12 protein-coding genes are annotated in these 16027 nt (G+C 71.3%); 3 read left to right on the top strand and 9 right to left on the bottom strand.

Translation table 11 applies throughout. The annotated features are described in order from the left end of the window. Nucleotides 1-12: 12 nt before the first annotated feature. Nucleotides 13-1611, top strand: a complete 1599-nt coding sequence (locus ACTWPV_RS01375) for an AAA family ATPase (protein WP_443150256.1) — start codon at nt 13-15, stop codon at nt 1609-1611. Here the strand turns inward: ACTWPV_RS01375 and ACTWPV_RS01370 are convergent. Next, complete coding sequence (locus ACTWPV_RS01370) at nt 1592-2035, bottom strand: MarR family winged helix-turn-helix transcriptional regulator (protein WP_443150255.1); 444 nt, start codon at nt 2033-2035, stop codon at nt 1592-1594. The genes ACTWPV_RS01375 and ACTWPV_RS01370 overlap by 20 nt on opposite strands. 158 nt (nt 2036-2193) lie before the next feature. Between ACTWPV_RS01370 and ACTWPV_RS01365 the strand changes: the two genes are divergently transcribed. Beyond that, nucleotides 2194-3081 carry an MBL fold metallo-hydrolase gene (locus tag ACTWPV_RS01365; protein ID WP_443150254.1) on the top strand — a complete coding sequence of 296 codons (888 nt, stop codon included), beginning with the start codon at nt 2194-2196 and terminating at the stop codon, nt 3079-3081. An 87-nt stretch (nt 3082-3168) separates the two neighbouring features. Here the strand turns inward: ACTWPV_RS01365 and ACTWPV_RS01360 are convergent, their stop codons facing one another. From ACTWPV_RS01360 to ACTWPV_RS01340, 5 genes are read right to left on the bottom strand one after another with little or no spacing between them, the layout of a single operon-like run. Continuing rightward, the gene (locus ACTWPV_RS01360) at nt 3169-3837 is read right to left on the bottom strand and encodes an HNH endonuclease family protein (RefSeq protein ID WP_443150253.1); all 669 of its coding nucleotides are present in this window, start codon (nt 3835-3837) and stop codon (nt 3169-3171) included. Between the two features lie 60 nt (nt 3838-3897). Then, nucleotides 3898-7005 (bottom strand): 2Fe-2S iron-sulfur cluster-binding protein, encoded by a 3108-nt coding sequence (locus ACTWPV_RS01355; RefSeq protein ID WP_443150252.1) that lies wholly within the window; start codon nt 7003-7005, stop codon nt 3898-3900. Then, nucleotides 7002-7244 (bottom strand): sarcosine oxidase subunit delta, encoded by a 243-nt coding sequence (locus tag ACTWPV_RS01350; RefSeq protein ID WP_347641641.1) that lies wholly within the window; start codon nt 7242-7244, stop codon nt 7002-7004. The genes ACTWPV_RS01355 and ACTWPV_RS01350 overlap by 4 nt, the downstream gene beginning before the upstream one ends. Beyond that, nucleotides 7244-8446, bottom strand: a complete 1203-nt coding sequence (locus tag ACTWPV_RS01345) for a sarcosine oxidase subunit beta family protein (protein ID WP_443150251.1) — start codon at nt 8444-8446, stop codon at nt 7244-7246. Before ACTWPV_RS01345 ends, ACTWPV_RS01350 begins: the two co-directional genes overlap by 1 nt. Further along, nucleotides 8443-10878 carry a GcvT family protein gene (locus tag ACTWPV_RS01340; RefSeq protein ID WP_443150250.1) on the bottom strand — a complete coding sequence of 812 codons (2436 nt, stop codon included), beginning with the start codon at nt 10876-10878 and terminating at the stop codon, nt 8443-8445. Before ACTWPV_RS01340 ends, ACTWPV_RS01345 begins: the two co-directional genes overlap by 4 nt. A 233-nt stretch (nt 10879-11111) precedes the next feature. On the opposite strand from ACTWPV_RS01340, the gene ACTWPV_RS01335 reads away from it, so the two are divergent. Continuing rightward, nucleotides 11112-12110, top strand: coding sequence for a helix-turn-helix domain-containing protein (locus ACTWPV_RS01335; protein WP_347641638.1), 999 nt, complete (start codon nt 11112-11114; stop codon nt 12108-12110). A 33-nt stretch (nt 12111-12143) separates the two neighbouring features. On the opposite strand, the gene ACTWPV_RS01330 is transcribed toward ACTWPV_RS01335, so the two are convergent. The 3 genes from ACTWPV_RS01330 to ACTWPV_RS01320 are packed head-to-tail and all read right to left on the bottom strand — an operon-like array spanning nt 12144 to nt 15987. Beyond that, complete coding sequence (locus ACTWPV_RS01330; protein ID WP_443150249.1) at nt 12144-12902, bottom strand: SDR family NAD(P)-dependent oxidoreductase; 759 nt, start codon at nt 12900-12902, stop codon at nt 12144-12146. Between the two features lie 33 nt (nt 12903-12935). Then, nucleotides 12936-15212: a tetratricopeptide repeat protein gene (locus ACTWPV_RS01325; RefSeq protein ID WP_443150248.1), complete on the bottom strand. Its 2277-nt coding sequence runs from the start codon at nt 15210-15212 to the stop codon at nt 12936-12938. 19 nt (nt 15213-15231) lie between these two features. Continuing rightward, on the bottom strand, nt 15232-15987 hold the full coding sequence (locus ACTWPV_RS01320; RefSeq protein WP_443150247.1) for an SCO6745 family protein: 756 nt from the start codon (nt 15985-15987) through the stop codon (nt 15232-15234). Nucleotides 15988-16027 lie beyond the last annotated feature (40 nt).

Here is a 16027-nt window from a genome sequence, read left to right as displayed (position 1 = left end):
CAGTATGTGACCATGCGTCCACACCGAGCGAGATCTTTCAACACCGCGGGCCCGTGCGACCCCCGGCGGCACTACATGCTGCCGCCCACACCTCGGCTTCCCGAGGCGCGAGCGCTGATCGACATGGACCGCTACTTCGTGGTCCACGCACCCCGGCAGACCGGCAAGACCACCGCGCTGCGCACTCTGGCGTCCGAGTTGACGGCCGAAGGCGATGTCGCGGCTCTGGTGTTCTCCTGCGAGCGCGCCAAGGTGGCCCGCGACGACGTGGGCTGGGGAGAGTCGATGCTGCTGGATTCGATCCGTGCTGCCGCCGAGCGGTCGCGCTGGCCGGACGAACTGCTCCCGCCGGACCCCTGGCCGCGGGCCACGCCGGGCAGCCGCATCGATGTCGCGCTGAGCGAGTGGTGCCGTCGCAGCCCTCGCCGGGTGGTGCTGTTCTTCGACGAGATCGACGCCCTGCAGGGCGACAGCCTGGTCAGCTTCCTCTGCCAGCTCCGTGACGGTCACAACGCCCGGCCCGACGGGCACCCGTTCCCCACGTCCGTGATCCTGTGCGGACTACGCGACGTCCGTGACTACAAGACCGCTGTGGGTGCCGACCCTGGCCGGTGCAATCCCACCAGCCCGTTCAACATCGTCACCGATTCGCTGCGTCTGGGCGACTTCACCGCCGGCCAGATCGCCGAGCTGTACGGCCAGCACACGCGGGCCACCGGCCAGGAGTTCACCAAGGACGCGGTGGACCGGGTGTTCGAGCTGACGCAGGGCCAGCCGTGGCTGGTCAACGCCCTCGCCCACGAGGTCATCTTCAAAATGAAGGTGACCGGCGCCATCACCGCCGGACGGGTGGACGAGGCCAAGGAGCGGCTGATCCGGGCGCGCGCCACCCACCTGGACGCCCTCGTGGCGCGCCTGTACGAACCACGGGTGGAACGGGTGATCGAACCCATCGTGGCGGGCACGTGGCCGGGCACGGACACGTCTTTCGACGATGACGTCTCCTACGTTCACGATCTGGGCCTCATCCGGGGGACCAGGGATTTGGAAATCGCCAACCCGATCTACCGGGAGGTCCTGCTGCGGGTCCTGGGTGATCGTACGGAGCGGTTCGTCAAGGCCGACCCGCGCAGCTTCGTCCTGCCGGACGGCAGGTTCGATCTGGTGCGCCTACTGCGGGAGTTCGTCGTGTTCTGGCGCGAGCACGGCGAAGTCCTCATCCGGCAGGAGGGCTACCACGAGGCCGCCTGCCAGATCATCCTCATGGCCTTCCTGCATCGCCTGGTCAACGGCGGCGGCCACCTCGACCGCGAATACGCCGCCGGCACCAAACGCCTCGACGTGCTGATCCGCTGGCCCTACCCGGGTCCGGACGGCGAACGACGGATGCAACGGGAGGCCATGGAGCTGAAGGTGTGGCGCGCAGGCAAGGACGACCCGCTGCCCGACGGCCTCGCCCAACTCGACGGGTATCTCGACCGGCTCAGCCTCACCACCGGCGTACTCGTGATCTTCGACCGGCGCCCTGAGGCCCCGCCGTGGAAGGATCGCGGCTCCTTCGAACAGGCGACCACACCGTCCGGCCGCCACGTCACCGTTCTCCGGGGATAGCGCGACTGAGGGCTTGTTCGAGCAGGTCCTGAAGAGCGCGCTGCTGCTGCGTGGTGAGGCCGGCCAGTGGTGAGTCCTGGACGAGGAGTTCGAGGAGCCGTTCACGGAGGGCGTTGCCCTCCGGGGTGAGGACGAGTTGCTTGGCGCGACGGTCGGTGGAGTGCGCGCGGCGCTCGATCAAGCCCTGCTGCTCGAGCTTGTCGACGATGAAGGTGGCGTTGGAGGGCTCGCAGCTCATGCGTCCGGCAAGCTCTCGCATGGTCATCGGTCCGGTCATCTCCCGCAGCGCGGTCGCCTGGGCCGAGGTGAGGCCCAGGGTGACCGCGCGTTCGCGCACGTGAGCGGCGATCTGCTGGGCCAGTCCGTTCACCAGGCCGCACAGCTCCCGCTCGGCGACGGCCTGCGGTTCTGGAGACGTGGTCATGCACCCCATCCTAGCAAGTCCATCAAGCCAGCATATTTTAAGCTTGACCGTTTCAAGCCAGGATAGTTAAACCTTGACCGTTTCAAGCTTGATGCTTATGGTGACCTGGTCGCCGACGACGCGGCGACGGACATGACCCAGAAGAAGGGACCGTGACCATGGCGAACTCTGCGGTTGACCAGGACGATCGGCTGCGGCGGCCAGCGGGGATCCACTCGGTATGGCTGGGCGACACGAGGGTGTCCTTCGTGCCGGACGGAGCCATCCAGGGGAGGCCGCGCAGATGGCTGCCGGACACCACGGATGAGACCTGGGCCGCGCACCCGCAGTACCTGGACGCCTCCGGCCATCTTGTGGCGAGTATCGGTGGTCTCCTGGTGGAGAACGGCGACCGCGCGCTGCTGATCGATGCGGGGTGGGGTCCGGTGTCGCTGCCGGCCGAGCCGGGAGGTCCGAACGGCGCCGTTCACGGTGGCGCGCTGCTGGACAGCCTGGCCGAGCTCGGCCGCAGGCCGGAAGAGATCGAGGCGGTGGCCTTCACCCACCTGCACATCGATCACCTCGGCTGGGCCTGGCATCCCGCCCCGGGTGGTGACCAGCCCGTGTTCACCCAGGCCACGTATGTGGTGGCCGAACCGGAATGGGCCCGACGCGACCTGTCTGCGCAGGGCATCACCGAGGAGGAGGCCACCGCACTGGCACCGCGCGTGCGTACGGTGACGGACGGGCAGGAGGTCTTCCCCGGCGTGCGGGTCCAGATCACCGGCGGTCACACGGCCGGGCACACGCAGTACGTCATCACCGGGGGCGGAACCCGGCTGGTCGCCTTCGGCGATGCCCTGCATTCACCGATCCAGGTGGACCGCCCCGAATGGTCCTGCCTCTACGACCATGACCGTGCCCAGTCCGCCGAACATCGTCATCGTCTCGTTGCCGAGCTGGAAGAGCCTGACACGATCGGCTTCGGCATCCACTTCGCCGATGCGGTCTTCGGGCAGGTCCGCCGGGACGGCGCCGGCCCCGCCTGGCGCCCCCTGGACGTCTGACGCCGGTCACCCGTGGTTCACCGGGTCATCTTCATCACGATCGGCCGGTGGTCGGAGGCTACGCACACCATGACTGTGCGTACAGGGTCAGCAGCCGTCGAGGATGGTCTCCATGGCCTGCTTCTCCGCCTTGGTCACCCAGACGTCGTACTTGGCCTTCACGTCGATCTGCCGGCTGACGTAGGCGCACCGGTACGCCTTGCGCGGCGGCAACCAGGTGGCGGCGTCGGAGTCGCTCTTCTGCCCGTTCAACGGACCGTCGACGGCCAGCAGGTTGAGCGGGTCGTTGGCGAACTCCTTGCGCTTGTCCTTCGACCACTGCTGCGCGCCCTTCTGCCAGGCGTCCGACAGCGGCACCAGGTGGTCGATCTGGACCTTCGAGCTGGTGTCCTGGCCGCGCTCGAACTCGATGGTCTTGCCGCTGAACGGGTCGTTGAGCGTGCCCGTCAGGACGACGCAGTCGTGGGTGCCGGGCTTGAAGGTCTCGCCCTCCAGGTCGCGCTTGAGAATGTCGTTACGGGTGTCGCAGCCGTTGTGGTCGACGTCGGACCAGGCGGGACCGAACTCGTCGCGGTCGAAACCGGTCTTCGGGGCGCGGCCCTTGACGTCGAGCTCCGCCAGCTTGTCGCGGGTCTCGGACACCGAGGCGGAGTCCGGCTTCTCGACGTCCCCGCCCGCCGACTGCACGGCCAGCCCGCCACAGCCGGCCAGCATTCCCGACATGGCCACACCGGCCACGAATCCCCGAACCCGCACCGCACACCCCCGGACCTTGTTTGCGTAAAGTCTAGGGATAGAAATGCCCATCAACGGGTCTTAGGATGCCTCAAGGGCATCGATCAGCCACTCTGCCAGGTATTTTGCAAAAGATGATCTTACGTAGATCCGGTACGTTTCAGGCGAAAGCCGTTCCAAAATCACCGACGTTCCGGCCAGCAGGGTCTGGGCATGCCCGGGAAAGACCGACGGGTCAAGATCGATCGGGCAGCCGGTGACGAGCACGTCGTGGGCGGCGGGACCGGCGAGCTCCAGGACCGTACGCTGGCCCGACACGTCCACCCAGCCCGAGCGTGGCGGGACGTCCCCGGTCACCAGCCACCAGTCAGGGCCGAGCCGCAGGCCCGTGCCCGGATCCGCGCCGCGCACCTCCCACATGGGCTCGTACGGCACCTCGCGCAGGCGAACCCGCGGGGTGCTCGCGGCCTCGAAGCGGGCGGCGAAGGCGGCGGCGGGGCTCTCCGACCGACACTCCCCCGCGTACGGGGCCGGCGCGTCCACGAGAGGGTCGCCGTCGCGGCGGGCGTTGTCCGGGTCGTAGAAGACGGGCTCCACGACGGTCACCGGGTGCGCAACGTCCCCCGACACCGCCGTCAGCCGGTCGCCCGGCACGACGCTCCTCGCCATGGCCAGGCTGAACGTGCGGCCGAGCGCGGCGCTGCGGTAGCTGGAGGTGACGTGGCCGAGCATCGGCGCCACTCCCGCGGCGGTCAGCTGGGCGCCCTCCTCCACGAGCGCCGCCGGATCGTCGGCGAGCAGGCCGACCAGGCGCTTGCGGTCCTGGCGCGCGGTGTCCGGCCGGGCGTGGGAGCGTTTGCCGACGAAGTCCGGCTTGCGCTTGGAGACGATCCATCCCATGCCGAGGTCCTGGGGCGTGACGGTCCCGTCGGTCTCCTGGCCGACGATCGCGAACCCCTTCTCCGCCCGCAGCACGTGCATGGTCTCGGTCCCGTACGGCACCGCGCCGAGCTCCAGCACCGCCTCCCACAGCGCCCTGCCGTACCGCCACGGCACGTTGACCTCGTAGGCCAGCTCGCCGGAGAAGCTGATCCTGAAGACCCGGCCCGGCACGCCCAGCACGGGCACGCTCGCGTACCGCATGAAGGCCAGCTCGACCGCTTCCGGCGCGACCGCCGCGATGACCCGGCGAGCGTGCGGGCCGACGACGGCGACCGTCGCCCAGTGGTCGGTGACCGAGGTGAACGACACGTCCAGGTCCGGCCACTCCGTCTGCCGCCATTCCTCCAGCCAGTCGAGCACCGCGGCGGCGTTGCCCGTGGTCGTGGTCGTCAGGTAGTGGTCGTCGGCGAGCCTGGTCGTGGTGCCGTCGTCGAACACCATCCCGTCGGCCCCGCACATCACCCCGTAGCGGCAGGCTCCGACGGCGAGCGTGGAGTACATGTTCGTGTAGACGCGGTCGAGGAACTCGCCGGCATCCGCGCCCCTGATGTCGATCTTGCCCAGGGTGGAGGCGTCCATGGCGGCGACGGCGCTGCGGGCCGCGTGGCACTCGCGCCGCACGGCGGCCTCCATGTCCTCGCCGTCCCGGGGGAAGTATCGCGGCCGTTTCCACTGGCCGACGTCCTCGAACACGGCCCCGCGCGCGACGTGCGCGTCGTGCGGTGCGGTGGTCCTGACGGGGTCGGACAGCGGGCCGCGGGCGCGTCCCGCGAGGGTGGCGAAGGACACGGGCGTGTACGGCGGCCGGAACGTGGTCGTACCGACCTGGCCGGGGGCGGCGCCGAGCAGCGCGGACATGACGCCCACGACGACCGCGCCCGACGTCTTGCCCTGGTCGGCGCCGGTGCCCGCGGTGGTGTAGCGCTTGACGTGCTCCACCGAGCGCATCCCGGTGCCCGTGGCCATGGCCAGGTCGGCCACGGTCACGTCCCGGTGCAGGTCCGCGAAGGCGGGGTCACTGCCCGGGGCTCTTTCGACGAGCCAGAGGGCCGCCGGCCGCCGCAGGGGCCGTTCGTCGCACTCCGGCACCCTCAGCCCGGGTTCGCCGTGCCCGGCGGCCTCCGCTCCCGCGGCGTAGCCGTCGGCGATGGCCTCGCGGGTGCCGTACAGGCCCGCGCAGGCTCCCGCCGACCGTTCGGCCTGCGCCGACGTGCCGGGCACGAAGGCCGCGAGCTCCTCGTCGAACCTGGTCCGGCCGCCCGACTGGCTGAACAGGTGCACGGCGGGGTTCCAGCCGCCGGCGACGGCCAGCAGGTCGGCGTCGAAGTGCCGGGCGCCGGCCTGGACGCCCGTGAGCACCCCCTCGGCGTCCGCGGTCGTGCCCGTCACCACCTGGCCGGCGAGCACCTCCACGTCCGCGGGCACCCCGGAAGGTCGCGGGTCCACGACGGCGAGCACGTCCACCCCGGCCGCCATGAGGTCCTCGGCAGCCTCGTAACCGGAGTCGGCGCAGGCGAACACCACCGCCCGCCGTCCGGCGCGCACGCCGTAACGGTTGGCGTAGGCGCGGGCGGAGGCGGCCAGCATCACACCGGGCCGGTCATTGCCCGGGAAGGCGAGCGAACGCTCGTGCGCGCCCGTGGCCAGCACCACGCGGCGCGCCCTGATGTGCCACAGCCGCTCGCCCCGAGCCCGCCGCTCCACGGCGAGCACGTAGTTGTGGTCGTAGTAGCCGACGGCCGTCGTCCTCGTGAGCACCCTGGCGGGTAGGTCGAGGCCGGCCACCCAGTCGAGCGCGGGAGCGCCGTCCAGGAGCAGGCGGCTGTTCAGCAGGTCGCCGCCGAGCCGGGGCTGGTCGTCCACGAGGATCACCCGCGCCCCCGACCGTCCCGCCGCGGCGGTCGCGGCCAGCCCGGCCGGCCCGCCACCGACCACCAGCACGTCACAGTGCAGGTAGCCCTTGTCGCAGCGGCGCTCGTCCACCGCGTCGAGATCGACCCGGCCCTTGCCACGCAGGCTCTGCGCCTCCAGCCCGTCGTGGAGCTCCACGGTGGTGGCCGCCAGCATCGGGTCGGCGCCGACGCGGACCAGCGCGTTCGGCTCCTCGGGTCCCGCGGTGAAGATCCCGCGCGGACGGCCCAGACCGACGCTGCGGCCGACCACCCGCACCCCGTTGCGCAGCAGCGCCGCGGCCAGCGTGTCACCCGGCTCGCCCGTCATCGGGCGGCCGTCGAACGTGAACCTCATCGTGGCTTCCTGATCTCGTGGGTGACCGTGTGGCGCTCGACCGTGAACCAGGTCCGGCAGCCGTGCACGTGGAACCAGCGCTCGTGGAACCAGCCCTTGGGGTTGTCGCGCATGAACACGTACGCGGCCCACCGTTCGTCCGTCATGTCGCCGGTGGGGCAGGCGATGCCGGCCTGGCCGCCGTAGTGGAACTCGTTCTCGTCGCGGGGCCCGCAGCTGGGGCAGTCGATCAGCAACATCAGTGCGCCACCGCCGCCGCGCCGTGCTCGTCGATGAGCGCCCCCGTGGTGAACCTGTCGAGGGCGAACGGCTCCGCCAGCGGATGCGGCCGGTCGTGAGCCAGGGTGTGGGCGTAGACCCAGCCGGAGCCGGGGGTCGCCTTGAAGCCGCCGGTGCCCCAGCCCGCGTTGATGTAGAGGCCGTCGACAGGGGTCGGCCCGATGATGGGCGAGGCATCAGGGGAGACGTCGACGATCCCGGCCCAGGTGCGCAGCACGCGCACCCTGCTGAAGATCGGGAACAGCTCCAGAGCCGCCGCCATCTGCGCCTCGATGACGTGCACGCCGCCGCGCTGCCCGTAGGAGTTGTACGCGTCGATGCCCGCCCCCATGACCAGCTCGCCCTTGTGCGCCTGGCTGACGTACACGTGGACGGCGTTCGACATGACGACGCAGTCGAGCACCGGCTCCAGCAGCTCCGACACCAGCGCCTGGAGCGGGTGCGACTGCAGCGGCAGGCGGATCCCGGCCCGTTCGGCGAGTACGGAGGTGTGCCCCGCCGCCGCCAGCGCGACCTTCCCCGCCGCTATGCGCCCGCGCGAGGTCTCGACGGCCGTGACCCGGCCGCCGGTGATCTCGAAACCGGTGACCTCGCACCCCTGGACGAGGTCGACGCCGTACGCGTCGGCCCGGCGGGCCAGGGCCCAGGCCACGTGGTCGTGCTTGGCGATGCCGCCGCGCCGCTGCAGGGTGGCGCCCATGACGGGATGGCGGGCCCGGTCGCTGACGTTGATGACCGGGCAGAACTTCTTGACCTCGTCCGGGTCGAGCCACTCGGCGTCCACGCCGTTGAGCCGGTTGGCGTTCACCCGGCGCCGGCCCTCGCGCACGTCGCCCAGGTTGTGCGCCAGGTTGAGCACGCCGCGCTGGTTGAACTGCAGGTCGTAGTCCAGCTCGTCGCTCAGCCCCTCCCACAGCTTGAGCGAGTGCTCGTAGATGGCGGCGCTCTCGTCCCACAGGTAGTTGGAGCGGATGATCGTGGTGTTGCGGGCCATGTTGCCGCCGGCCAGCCAGCCGCGCTCCAGGACGGCGACGTTGGTCAGGCCGTGGTTCTTCGCCAGGTAGTAGGCGGTGGCCAGGCCGTGACCGCCGCCTCCCACGATGACGACGTCGTAGGCCGGCTTGGGCTCCGGGTTGCGCCAGAGGAAGTCGGGGTGGGTCAACGTCTGATCTTCTCCATCCCGGGGTCGAACAGGGGCTCCTTCGCGACCTCCGCGGGGACGCGGCGGCCAAAATAGGAAATATCCACGTGTGTCCCTGGTTCGGCGAGCTCGGCGGGCAGCCAGGCGTACGCGATGGGCCGCTGGATGGTGTGCCCGTACGCCGCGCTCGTGACGTACCCGACCGTGCGGCCCTCATGCCGTACGGGCTCCTTGCCCATCACCACCTCGGTGCTGAGCAGCGGCACCAGCCTGCGCGTGACGTCGGCCGTCAGCGCGTCCCGGCCGACGAAGTCCTTGTCCGTCCTGACGGCGAAGGCCAGCCCCGCCTCGTACGGGTTGTGCTCGGTGGTCATGTCGACGCCCCAGAGCCGGTAGCCCTTCTCCAGCCGCAGGCTGTTGAACGCGGCCCGCCCGCCGGCGGTCGTCACCCCGGGCGACCAGAGCGTGTCCCACAACTTGAGCCCCATGTCGGCGGTGGTGTAGAGCTCCCAGCCCAGCTCGCCCACGTAGGAGACGCGCATCGCGAGCACCGGCACCTGACCGACATATCCGGACTTGCAGCTGAAGTAGCGGAAGTTCTCGTGCGACAGATCCATGTCGGTGAGCCCCTGCACGAGCTCCCTGGCCTGCGGGCCCCACACGCCCACGCAGCACGTGCCGGGCGTCAGGTCGCGCACCCGCACCCCTCCGGGCGCGTGCCTGGTCAGCCATTCGAGGTCGAGGTTGCCGTTCGCGCCGACCTGGAAGGTCTCCTCGTCCAGCCGCGCCACCGTGAGATCGGACCTGATGCCGCCCTCGACGTCCAGCAGCAGGGTGTAGGTGACCGAGCCGGGCTTCTTGTCCACGTTGTTCGTCGTCATGCGCTGCAGGAACGCCGCCGTCCCCGGCCCGCTGACCTCGACACGCTTGAGCGGCGTCATGTCGAAGAGCGCGACCCGCTCCCTCGTCGCGTACGACTCCGCGGCGGCGATCGGCGACCAGTAGCGGCTCGCCCACTCGTCCCGCTGCTCCGCGCCCAGGAACGTCTCGACCGGCGCCTCGCCGGCGTGCCGCCCGTCCCTGCGGCGGCGTACGAGGTCCTCCAGCAGCGGCACGTTGGCCTCGAACCAGTGCGGCCGCTCCCACCCCGCCGCCTCAAGGAAGAACCCGCCCAGTTCCCGCTGCCGCGGGTAGAACGGGCTGGTGCGCAGGGGCCGCGGCGACTCCATCGGCTGCAGCGGGTGGATGACGTCGTAGACCTCGACGAAGTTCTGCTTGCCACGCTCCTCGACGAACGCCGGCGACAGCTGCGCCTGCTCGAATCTGCCCAGCTCGCACTCGTGCAGGTCGACAGACGAGCGTTCGTCCACGAGCACCTCGGCCACCGCCCGCGCCACCCCCGCCGAGTGGGTCACCCAGACCGCCTCGGCCAGCCAGAAACCTTCGAGGTGAGGCGCCTCGCCGATCAGCGGGAACCCGTCCGGCGTGAAGGAGAAGACGCCGTTGATGCCCTCCTCGTACTTCGTCTCGGCGAGCGCGGGCAGCAGCTCGACCGCGTCGCGCCAGGCGGGGTCGAAGTCCTCCTCGGTGAACGCCTGCACCGACGGCATCGTGGTCGACCGGGGGCCGATCTCCTCCTGGGTGACCGGCATGGGCCTGTGGGCGTAGGAGCCGATGCCGATGCGGTCACCGTGCTGCCGGAAGTAGAGGTCGCGGTCCTGGTGGCGGAGGATGGGGCCCTCCGGCTGGAGGGCGAGGGGGCCCGACTTGGCGTACTGGTGGGCCAGCGGCAGCAGCGGCACGGTCAGCCCCGCCATCGCGCCAATCGAGGGGCCCCAGAAGCCGGCCGCGCACACCACCACGTCGGCGGGGACCGTCCGGTGCCCGTCCGAGGTCACGACCGAGACTCCGCTCACCCGGCCGCCCCGCTGCTCGACGCCCACCACCGTGTGGCCGGGCAGGAACGTGGCCCCGCGCTCCATGGCCCGCTCCGCCTGCGCCTGCCCGCAGGCGACCGCCCCCGCCAGGCCGTCGCTCGGCACGTGGAAACCGCCGAACACCCTGTCCTTGTCGAGCAGCGGCCACAGCTCCGCGCACCGCCCGGCGTCGACCAGCTCTCCCTCGACGCCCCACGACTCGGCCCAGCCGTGCTTGCGGTGCAGGTCGGCCCAGCGTTCCGGGGTGGTGGCCACCTCCAGGCCGCCGACCTGGCGGAAACAGCTCTCCCCCAGTGCGGTGTACTTGCGCACGGTGTAGGAGGCGAACTCGGTCATCGTCTTGGACGGGTTGGTCTGGAAGACCAGGCCGGGTGCGTGCGAGCTGGAGCCGCCGGCGGCGAAGAGCGGACCCTGGTCGAGCACGGTGACGTCGGTCCACCCCCGCTCGGTGAGCTCGTCGGCGAGAGCGCACCCCACGATTCCCGCCCCGACGATCACCAAACGGGGTCCACTCATGGCGCCTCCGGTTGTTTCTTAATACGCAACACGCACCGCACTACGCAACCGAACATAGGCCCATGCGTACCTCTGGAACAAGAGCGGCTTTCCGGAACACTCTGAACCCGCCCCCGAGAACCCGACACCGCCGCACTGGACGCGGCCCACCACAGGCGCACACATCGCCGCCTGAGGTGGACCGCTGGACGCGGCCCGCCTTACGCTTGTGGGATCTTGGGGGTGAGGGCGACATGGCGCAGCGGCGCTTGCTGGAGGGGCTCGGCGTCACCGTCGCCGAGGAGACGGCCTACCGCGCCCTGCTCCGGCACGGCCCCGCCACGTTGAGCCGACTCGCCGCGGAAACAGGGTCGTCCCCCGCCGCCATCCGCCGCATGCTGCCCAGGCTGGAGGACCTCGGGCTGATCTCCCGCGTCGCGGGCCGCCCGCTGAGACTCGTCGCCACTCCCCCGAACGTCGCCATCGACATCCTCGTCGCCCGCCGCCAGGAGGAGATCGCCCACAGCAGGGCCGCCGCCGCGCTGCTGGCCACCGAGGTCGCCGAGCGCAGCGGGCCGCAGCCCGAGGAGGTGCTGGAGGTGGTGACCGGGCGCGACGCCGTGGCCCGCCGCTATCTGCAGCTCGAACGCAACGCCACCCGGGAGATGCTCGTGCTCGTGCATCCCCCGTACGCGGTCGACATCAGCGACGACCAGGAGAACCGGCAGCGGGCGGCCCGCCAGGGAGCACCCACCCGCGGCATCTACAGCCCGCTGGCCTTCGAGCACCCCGGCATGCTCGCCCACACGCGCCGCGCCATCTCCGACGGCGAGCAGGCCAGGCTCGGCCAGGTGCCGGTCAAGCTGGCCGTAGCCGACGCCCGCACCGCCATCCTGCCCCTGGTCTCCGACGACGACCGGGCCGTCGAGAGCGCCCTCGTGGTGCACCCGTCCGCGCTGCTCGACGCTCTGGTGGGGCTGTTCGAGACGTTGTGGCGGGCCGCCGTGCCGCTCCGCCTGACCTCCACCGAGGCCCTGGAGCCCGAGATGTGGCCGCAGGCCCCCGACGCCGAAGTGCTGGCCCTGCTCGCGGCCGGGATGAAGGACGACGCCATCGCCAGGCAACTGGGGTTGAGCCCGCGCACGGTGCAGCGGCGCGTGCAGGTGTTGTGCGAGCGGCTGGGCGCCAGGACCCGCTTCCACGCGGGCTTCCTCGCCGCCCGCCACGACCTGCTCGTCGCCGGCCCCAAGTGAACGAGCCCGCCGCCCGCCGCTCGTGGCGGGGGCCTAGGTGAGCAGGATCCCGCCGTCCACCGGCAGCGTCACCCCGGTGATGTACGAGGCCGCGTCGCTCGCCAGGAAGACCGCGGCGGCCACCAGCTCGGCCGGGTCGCCGGTGCGGTCCATGATCACCCGCGACTCCACCATCCGCTCCAGATAACCGGGTTTGTACTGCTCGGTCATCTCGGAGGCGAAGAACCCCGGCTCCAGGCAGTTGACCCTGATGCCGCGGCGACCGGTCCACTGCTGCGCGAGGTCGCGCGTCAGCCCGGTCACCGCCGCCTTGGACGCGCTGTAGGCGGCCTGCGGCAGCCCTGCCGTGGTCTCGCCGAGCACGCTGCCGATGTTGACGATCGACGAGCCTGGCCGCATCACCCGCGCGCACGCCTGCGCCATCCAGTAGGTGCCGTGCAGGTTGATGTCGATAACCCGGCGGAACTCCTGCGGGGTCTCGCGCAGCGCGGGCACGGCCGTGCCGACGCCGGCGTTGTTGATCAGCACGTCGACGCCGCCCATGGCCTCGACGGCGGCGGCCACGAGGGCGTCGCAGTCTTCCGGCCGCGACACGTCGGCCGGCACGGCCAGGCACCGGCGGCCGGTCTCCTCGACCAGCCGCCGCGTCTGCTCCAGCCGCTCGGCGCGCCGGGCGGCGATCACGACGTCCGCGCCCGCCTCGGCCAGGCCCTGGGCGAAGGCGACGCCCAGCCCGGCGGAGGCGCCGGTGACGATGGCCACCCTGCCGTCGAGCCGGAACCGATCCAGCACGTCAGTCTCGCCCTTCCGGTCGGCCCGAGAGCCTTACAGGCCGTATTCCTTGACGATGCGCTCGTGCCGCTCGACCTCGACGTCGATCTCGCGGGCCAGGTCTAGCCAGGCCAGCGGGTGCACCCACCGCTCGGTGGCGTCGTCGAGCAGGGCGTCGACCTCGTTGGGCGACACGTCGGGCGGCACCGCGACCCAGCCGAACACGCCGGGCAGCCGCTCGCCCGAGGACGGGTGGGAGACGGTGTAGTTTTCGTCGCTGTAGACCCACATCGGCCAGCCGCGCTCGGCCATGACCTCGGTGAACTCCGCCCAGTCCTCCTCGCTCGGCGCGGCGCCGTCGAAGAAGTAGCTGGTGTAGCCGCCGGGCCGCAGGATGCTCACCGCGGCGAAGGGCGGCACGAAGTTCTGCTGCTCCTCGGGGTCCTCGGGCACCGGCTCCAGCAGCTGCGGGTCGAAGACGACCAGGTCGCCGGCGTTGTAGTCCATGCCGCGCGGCTGGGGCAGCGCCAGCCTGGCGGTGGCCGGGCCGGTGCGGATCGACAGGACCTGGCGCTGGCCACCGTCGGGTGCGGGCAGGATGACCCTGATGAGGCCCATCTCCTCCTCGATCGGGCCTTCCTTGGACTTGATCGGCATGCCGATCTTGGCCGCGCCCTGGTGCACGATCTCCCAGTTCTCGGCGGCGGTGGCCATGACGATCATGCGCCAGACGTCTTCGTCGACGAGCTCGTCGAGCACTTCGTGCAGCACCCCGGCCGCCCGGTCGTTCTGGTCGAGCTGCTGGGCAGCGCCCGACAGCAGGCGGCGGGCCTCGAGCCCGGCGCCGGCCGCGACGGCGTGCTCGGCCGCTTCGAGCGTCTCCGGCCAGCGCTCGCGGGCGCTGTGCAGCCTGGCGAGCGCGAGGTATTGGGCGTCGTGCGGCAACATCGCGGCCATCTGCTCCAGCCGCTCGTCCTGGCGGGCCTCGATGAGCAGCGTGGTGAGGTAGGCCACGTCGTCGGAGTCGGCCGTGGCGATGTCGCCGGAGTCGACCAGCATCGTCCAGTAGATGTCGGCGCCGGTGGCGGGGTAGCCCAGGAAGCCGGCCGTGGTCGTGTGGCGGCGGGTGGCCTCGAGGTCCTGCCCGGACAGCGGGGCCAGCCAGCCCACCCACTTCTCCGGGTCGGCGTTGAAGCCGTCGGCGGCGTCGAAGAGGCCGACCCGCTCCTCCAGCGGGCCGGGCGGCTCGGGCTCGCCCGTGGCGTCGGCGGTGGCCCGCAGGGCGGCGATGCGCTCGGCGAGCCCTTCGCTCTCGCGCAACTCGGCGACTCCGGACTCGGCGAGGTCGGCCAGCAGCCTGGCCTGCCAGACACCCTGCCTGGCGATGGCCAGCTCGCCCGCGACCAGCGCGAGCTCGACGCGGGCGCGATAGCCGCCCATCATGCTGAAGTAGTCGATCCACTGGCGCAGCACGCGGCCCAGCTGCCAGGTGTTGGTGATCTGGGCGGAACCCGCCAGCTTGCTGACGGCCTGCGACCACTCGACGAACACCCGCGGGTGCTCGCCGACCACGTCGAGGTCGGGCAGCGCGTCGACGGCCTCGGCGATGCGACCGAGCGTGGCCAGGATGAGCGCCCTGCGCACGCCGTCGCGGTGCTCCTTGGCCACCGGGTCGTCCGGCTGGAACTCCGATGCGGCCTGCAACGCCTGCAGCGCGTCCTCGGCGCGGCCGGCGGCGAGCAGCGCGCGGGCGCTCTCGGCGCCGAGCTCCCAGCTCGCCTCGCGACCGGCGACCGTCAGCCGCTCGACGGCCGACTCGGCATAGGTCACGGCCTCGCCCGGCCGGCCCGCGTCGGTGAGCGCGGCGACATGTTGCGTGACGAGCCCGGTGAAGGCGGGCTTCTCCGGGGTCAGCGCCTCGATCTGCGCGCCCAGCACCTCGAGCCGCTCGGCGGCGTGGCCGGGGCCGTCGGCGTTGGCCAATGCGATGGCCATCGCCTCGACCGCCGCCGGAACGGCCGGGCACTCGCGTACGTCTTCGCGCTGAGCGAACTCGAGCAGCTGCTGGGCGTCGTCGATGGCGACCGCGCCCTGCGCCCGGTCGCCGATGCGGCCGATCAGGTGCCAGTAGCGGGCGTAGAACTCGAGCCAGGGCAGCTCCAGGGCCTCTGCCTGCTGCGCGATGGCCGGAGCCATGACGTCGAGCTGCGGGTTACGGCCCTCATAGGCCTGTGCGGGAAGGTCTCCCAGCGCCATGGCGAGGCCAACGTTGCCCGCCTCAGAAAGCTGCTGCTGGGTTTCGCCGACCCAGGCCCAGATGTCCACGTCCATGGGCAGCCAGTCTGCCAGGTCAACGAGCGTCCCCAAAACGCAGAAGCCCGATCAGCTCGTCCGATTCACTGTCGCTCAGGACCGAAAAGGCGCGTGCCATGAGATCGTCGGTCGTCTCCTCCACGGCGGCGCGCCGCTCGACCACGTCGGGGCCGGGCTGCGGGTAGGGCTCCGGCCAGGTGAAGAACCGGGCGATCTGCTCCCCCGTCGTGCGCCCGAGCGGGGTCGAGTCGTGGCTGGCAGCGAGCGTCGCCTCCAGAGGGTCGAGGCCCGCCGCGATCACGGCGTTGGCGTGCAGTCCGCCGCGCAGCTCGCGTACGACGTGCATGAGCTGCACGGCACGCGCCGGTGGGTCGTCGGGCAGCGGCACCGCCCGCCAGCCCGCGAACAGCGGCGCACCGACGGGCGAGGCCTCCTCGACGACCCGCTGGAGCAGCTCGGCGATCCTGGCGCAGCCGTCGTGGCCGCCCAGCTTGCGCCGCCCCCATGCCCTGCACACCTCGGCGTAGAGCTCGACGGCCTGCTCGGCGGCCACCTTGCGGCCGCCGTTCCAGCTCTCTTCGACGTGCTCGGGCGGGAAGAAGACGACGACCGCGCTGACCACGTCGGCGTCGCACTCCCCGAGCACGCCGCAGCGGCCGCGGAAGTACAGCTCACGAGGGCCGAGGGCGTACTCGTCGCAGACGGCCTTGGCCTCTCTGGAGATCGTGAAGCCGCCGCCGAACTGGCCGATCGGGGCCCTGACCTGTGTCGCGGTGGTGCGTGGGTCCGCCATGTCCACCTCTCAGTTCGCGAAGTGAACCCAGCATTCCTCA

Origin of the sequence: Nonomuraea sp. KM88, assembly GCF_052245635.1 — a bacterium.
In the GTDB taxonomy this organism is placed as follows: domain Bacteria; phylum Actinomycetota; class Actinomycetes; order Streptosporangiales; family Streptosporangiaceae; genus Nonomuraea.
Note: the sequence above shows the minus strand (reverse complement) of the source record. Positions and strands in the feature narration are given on the sequence as shown.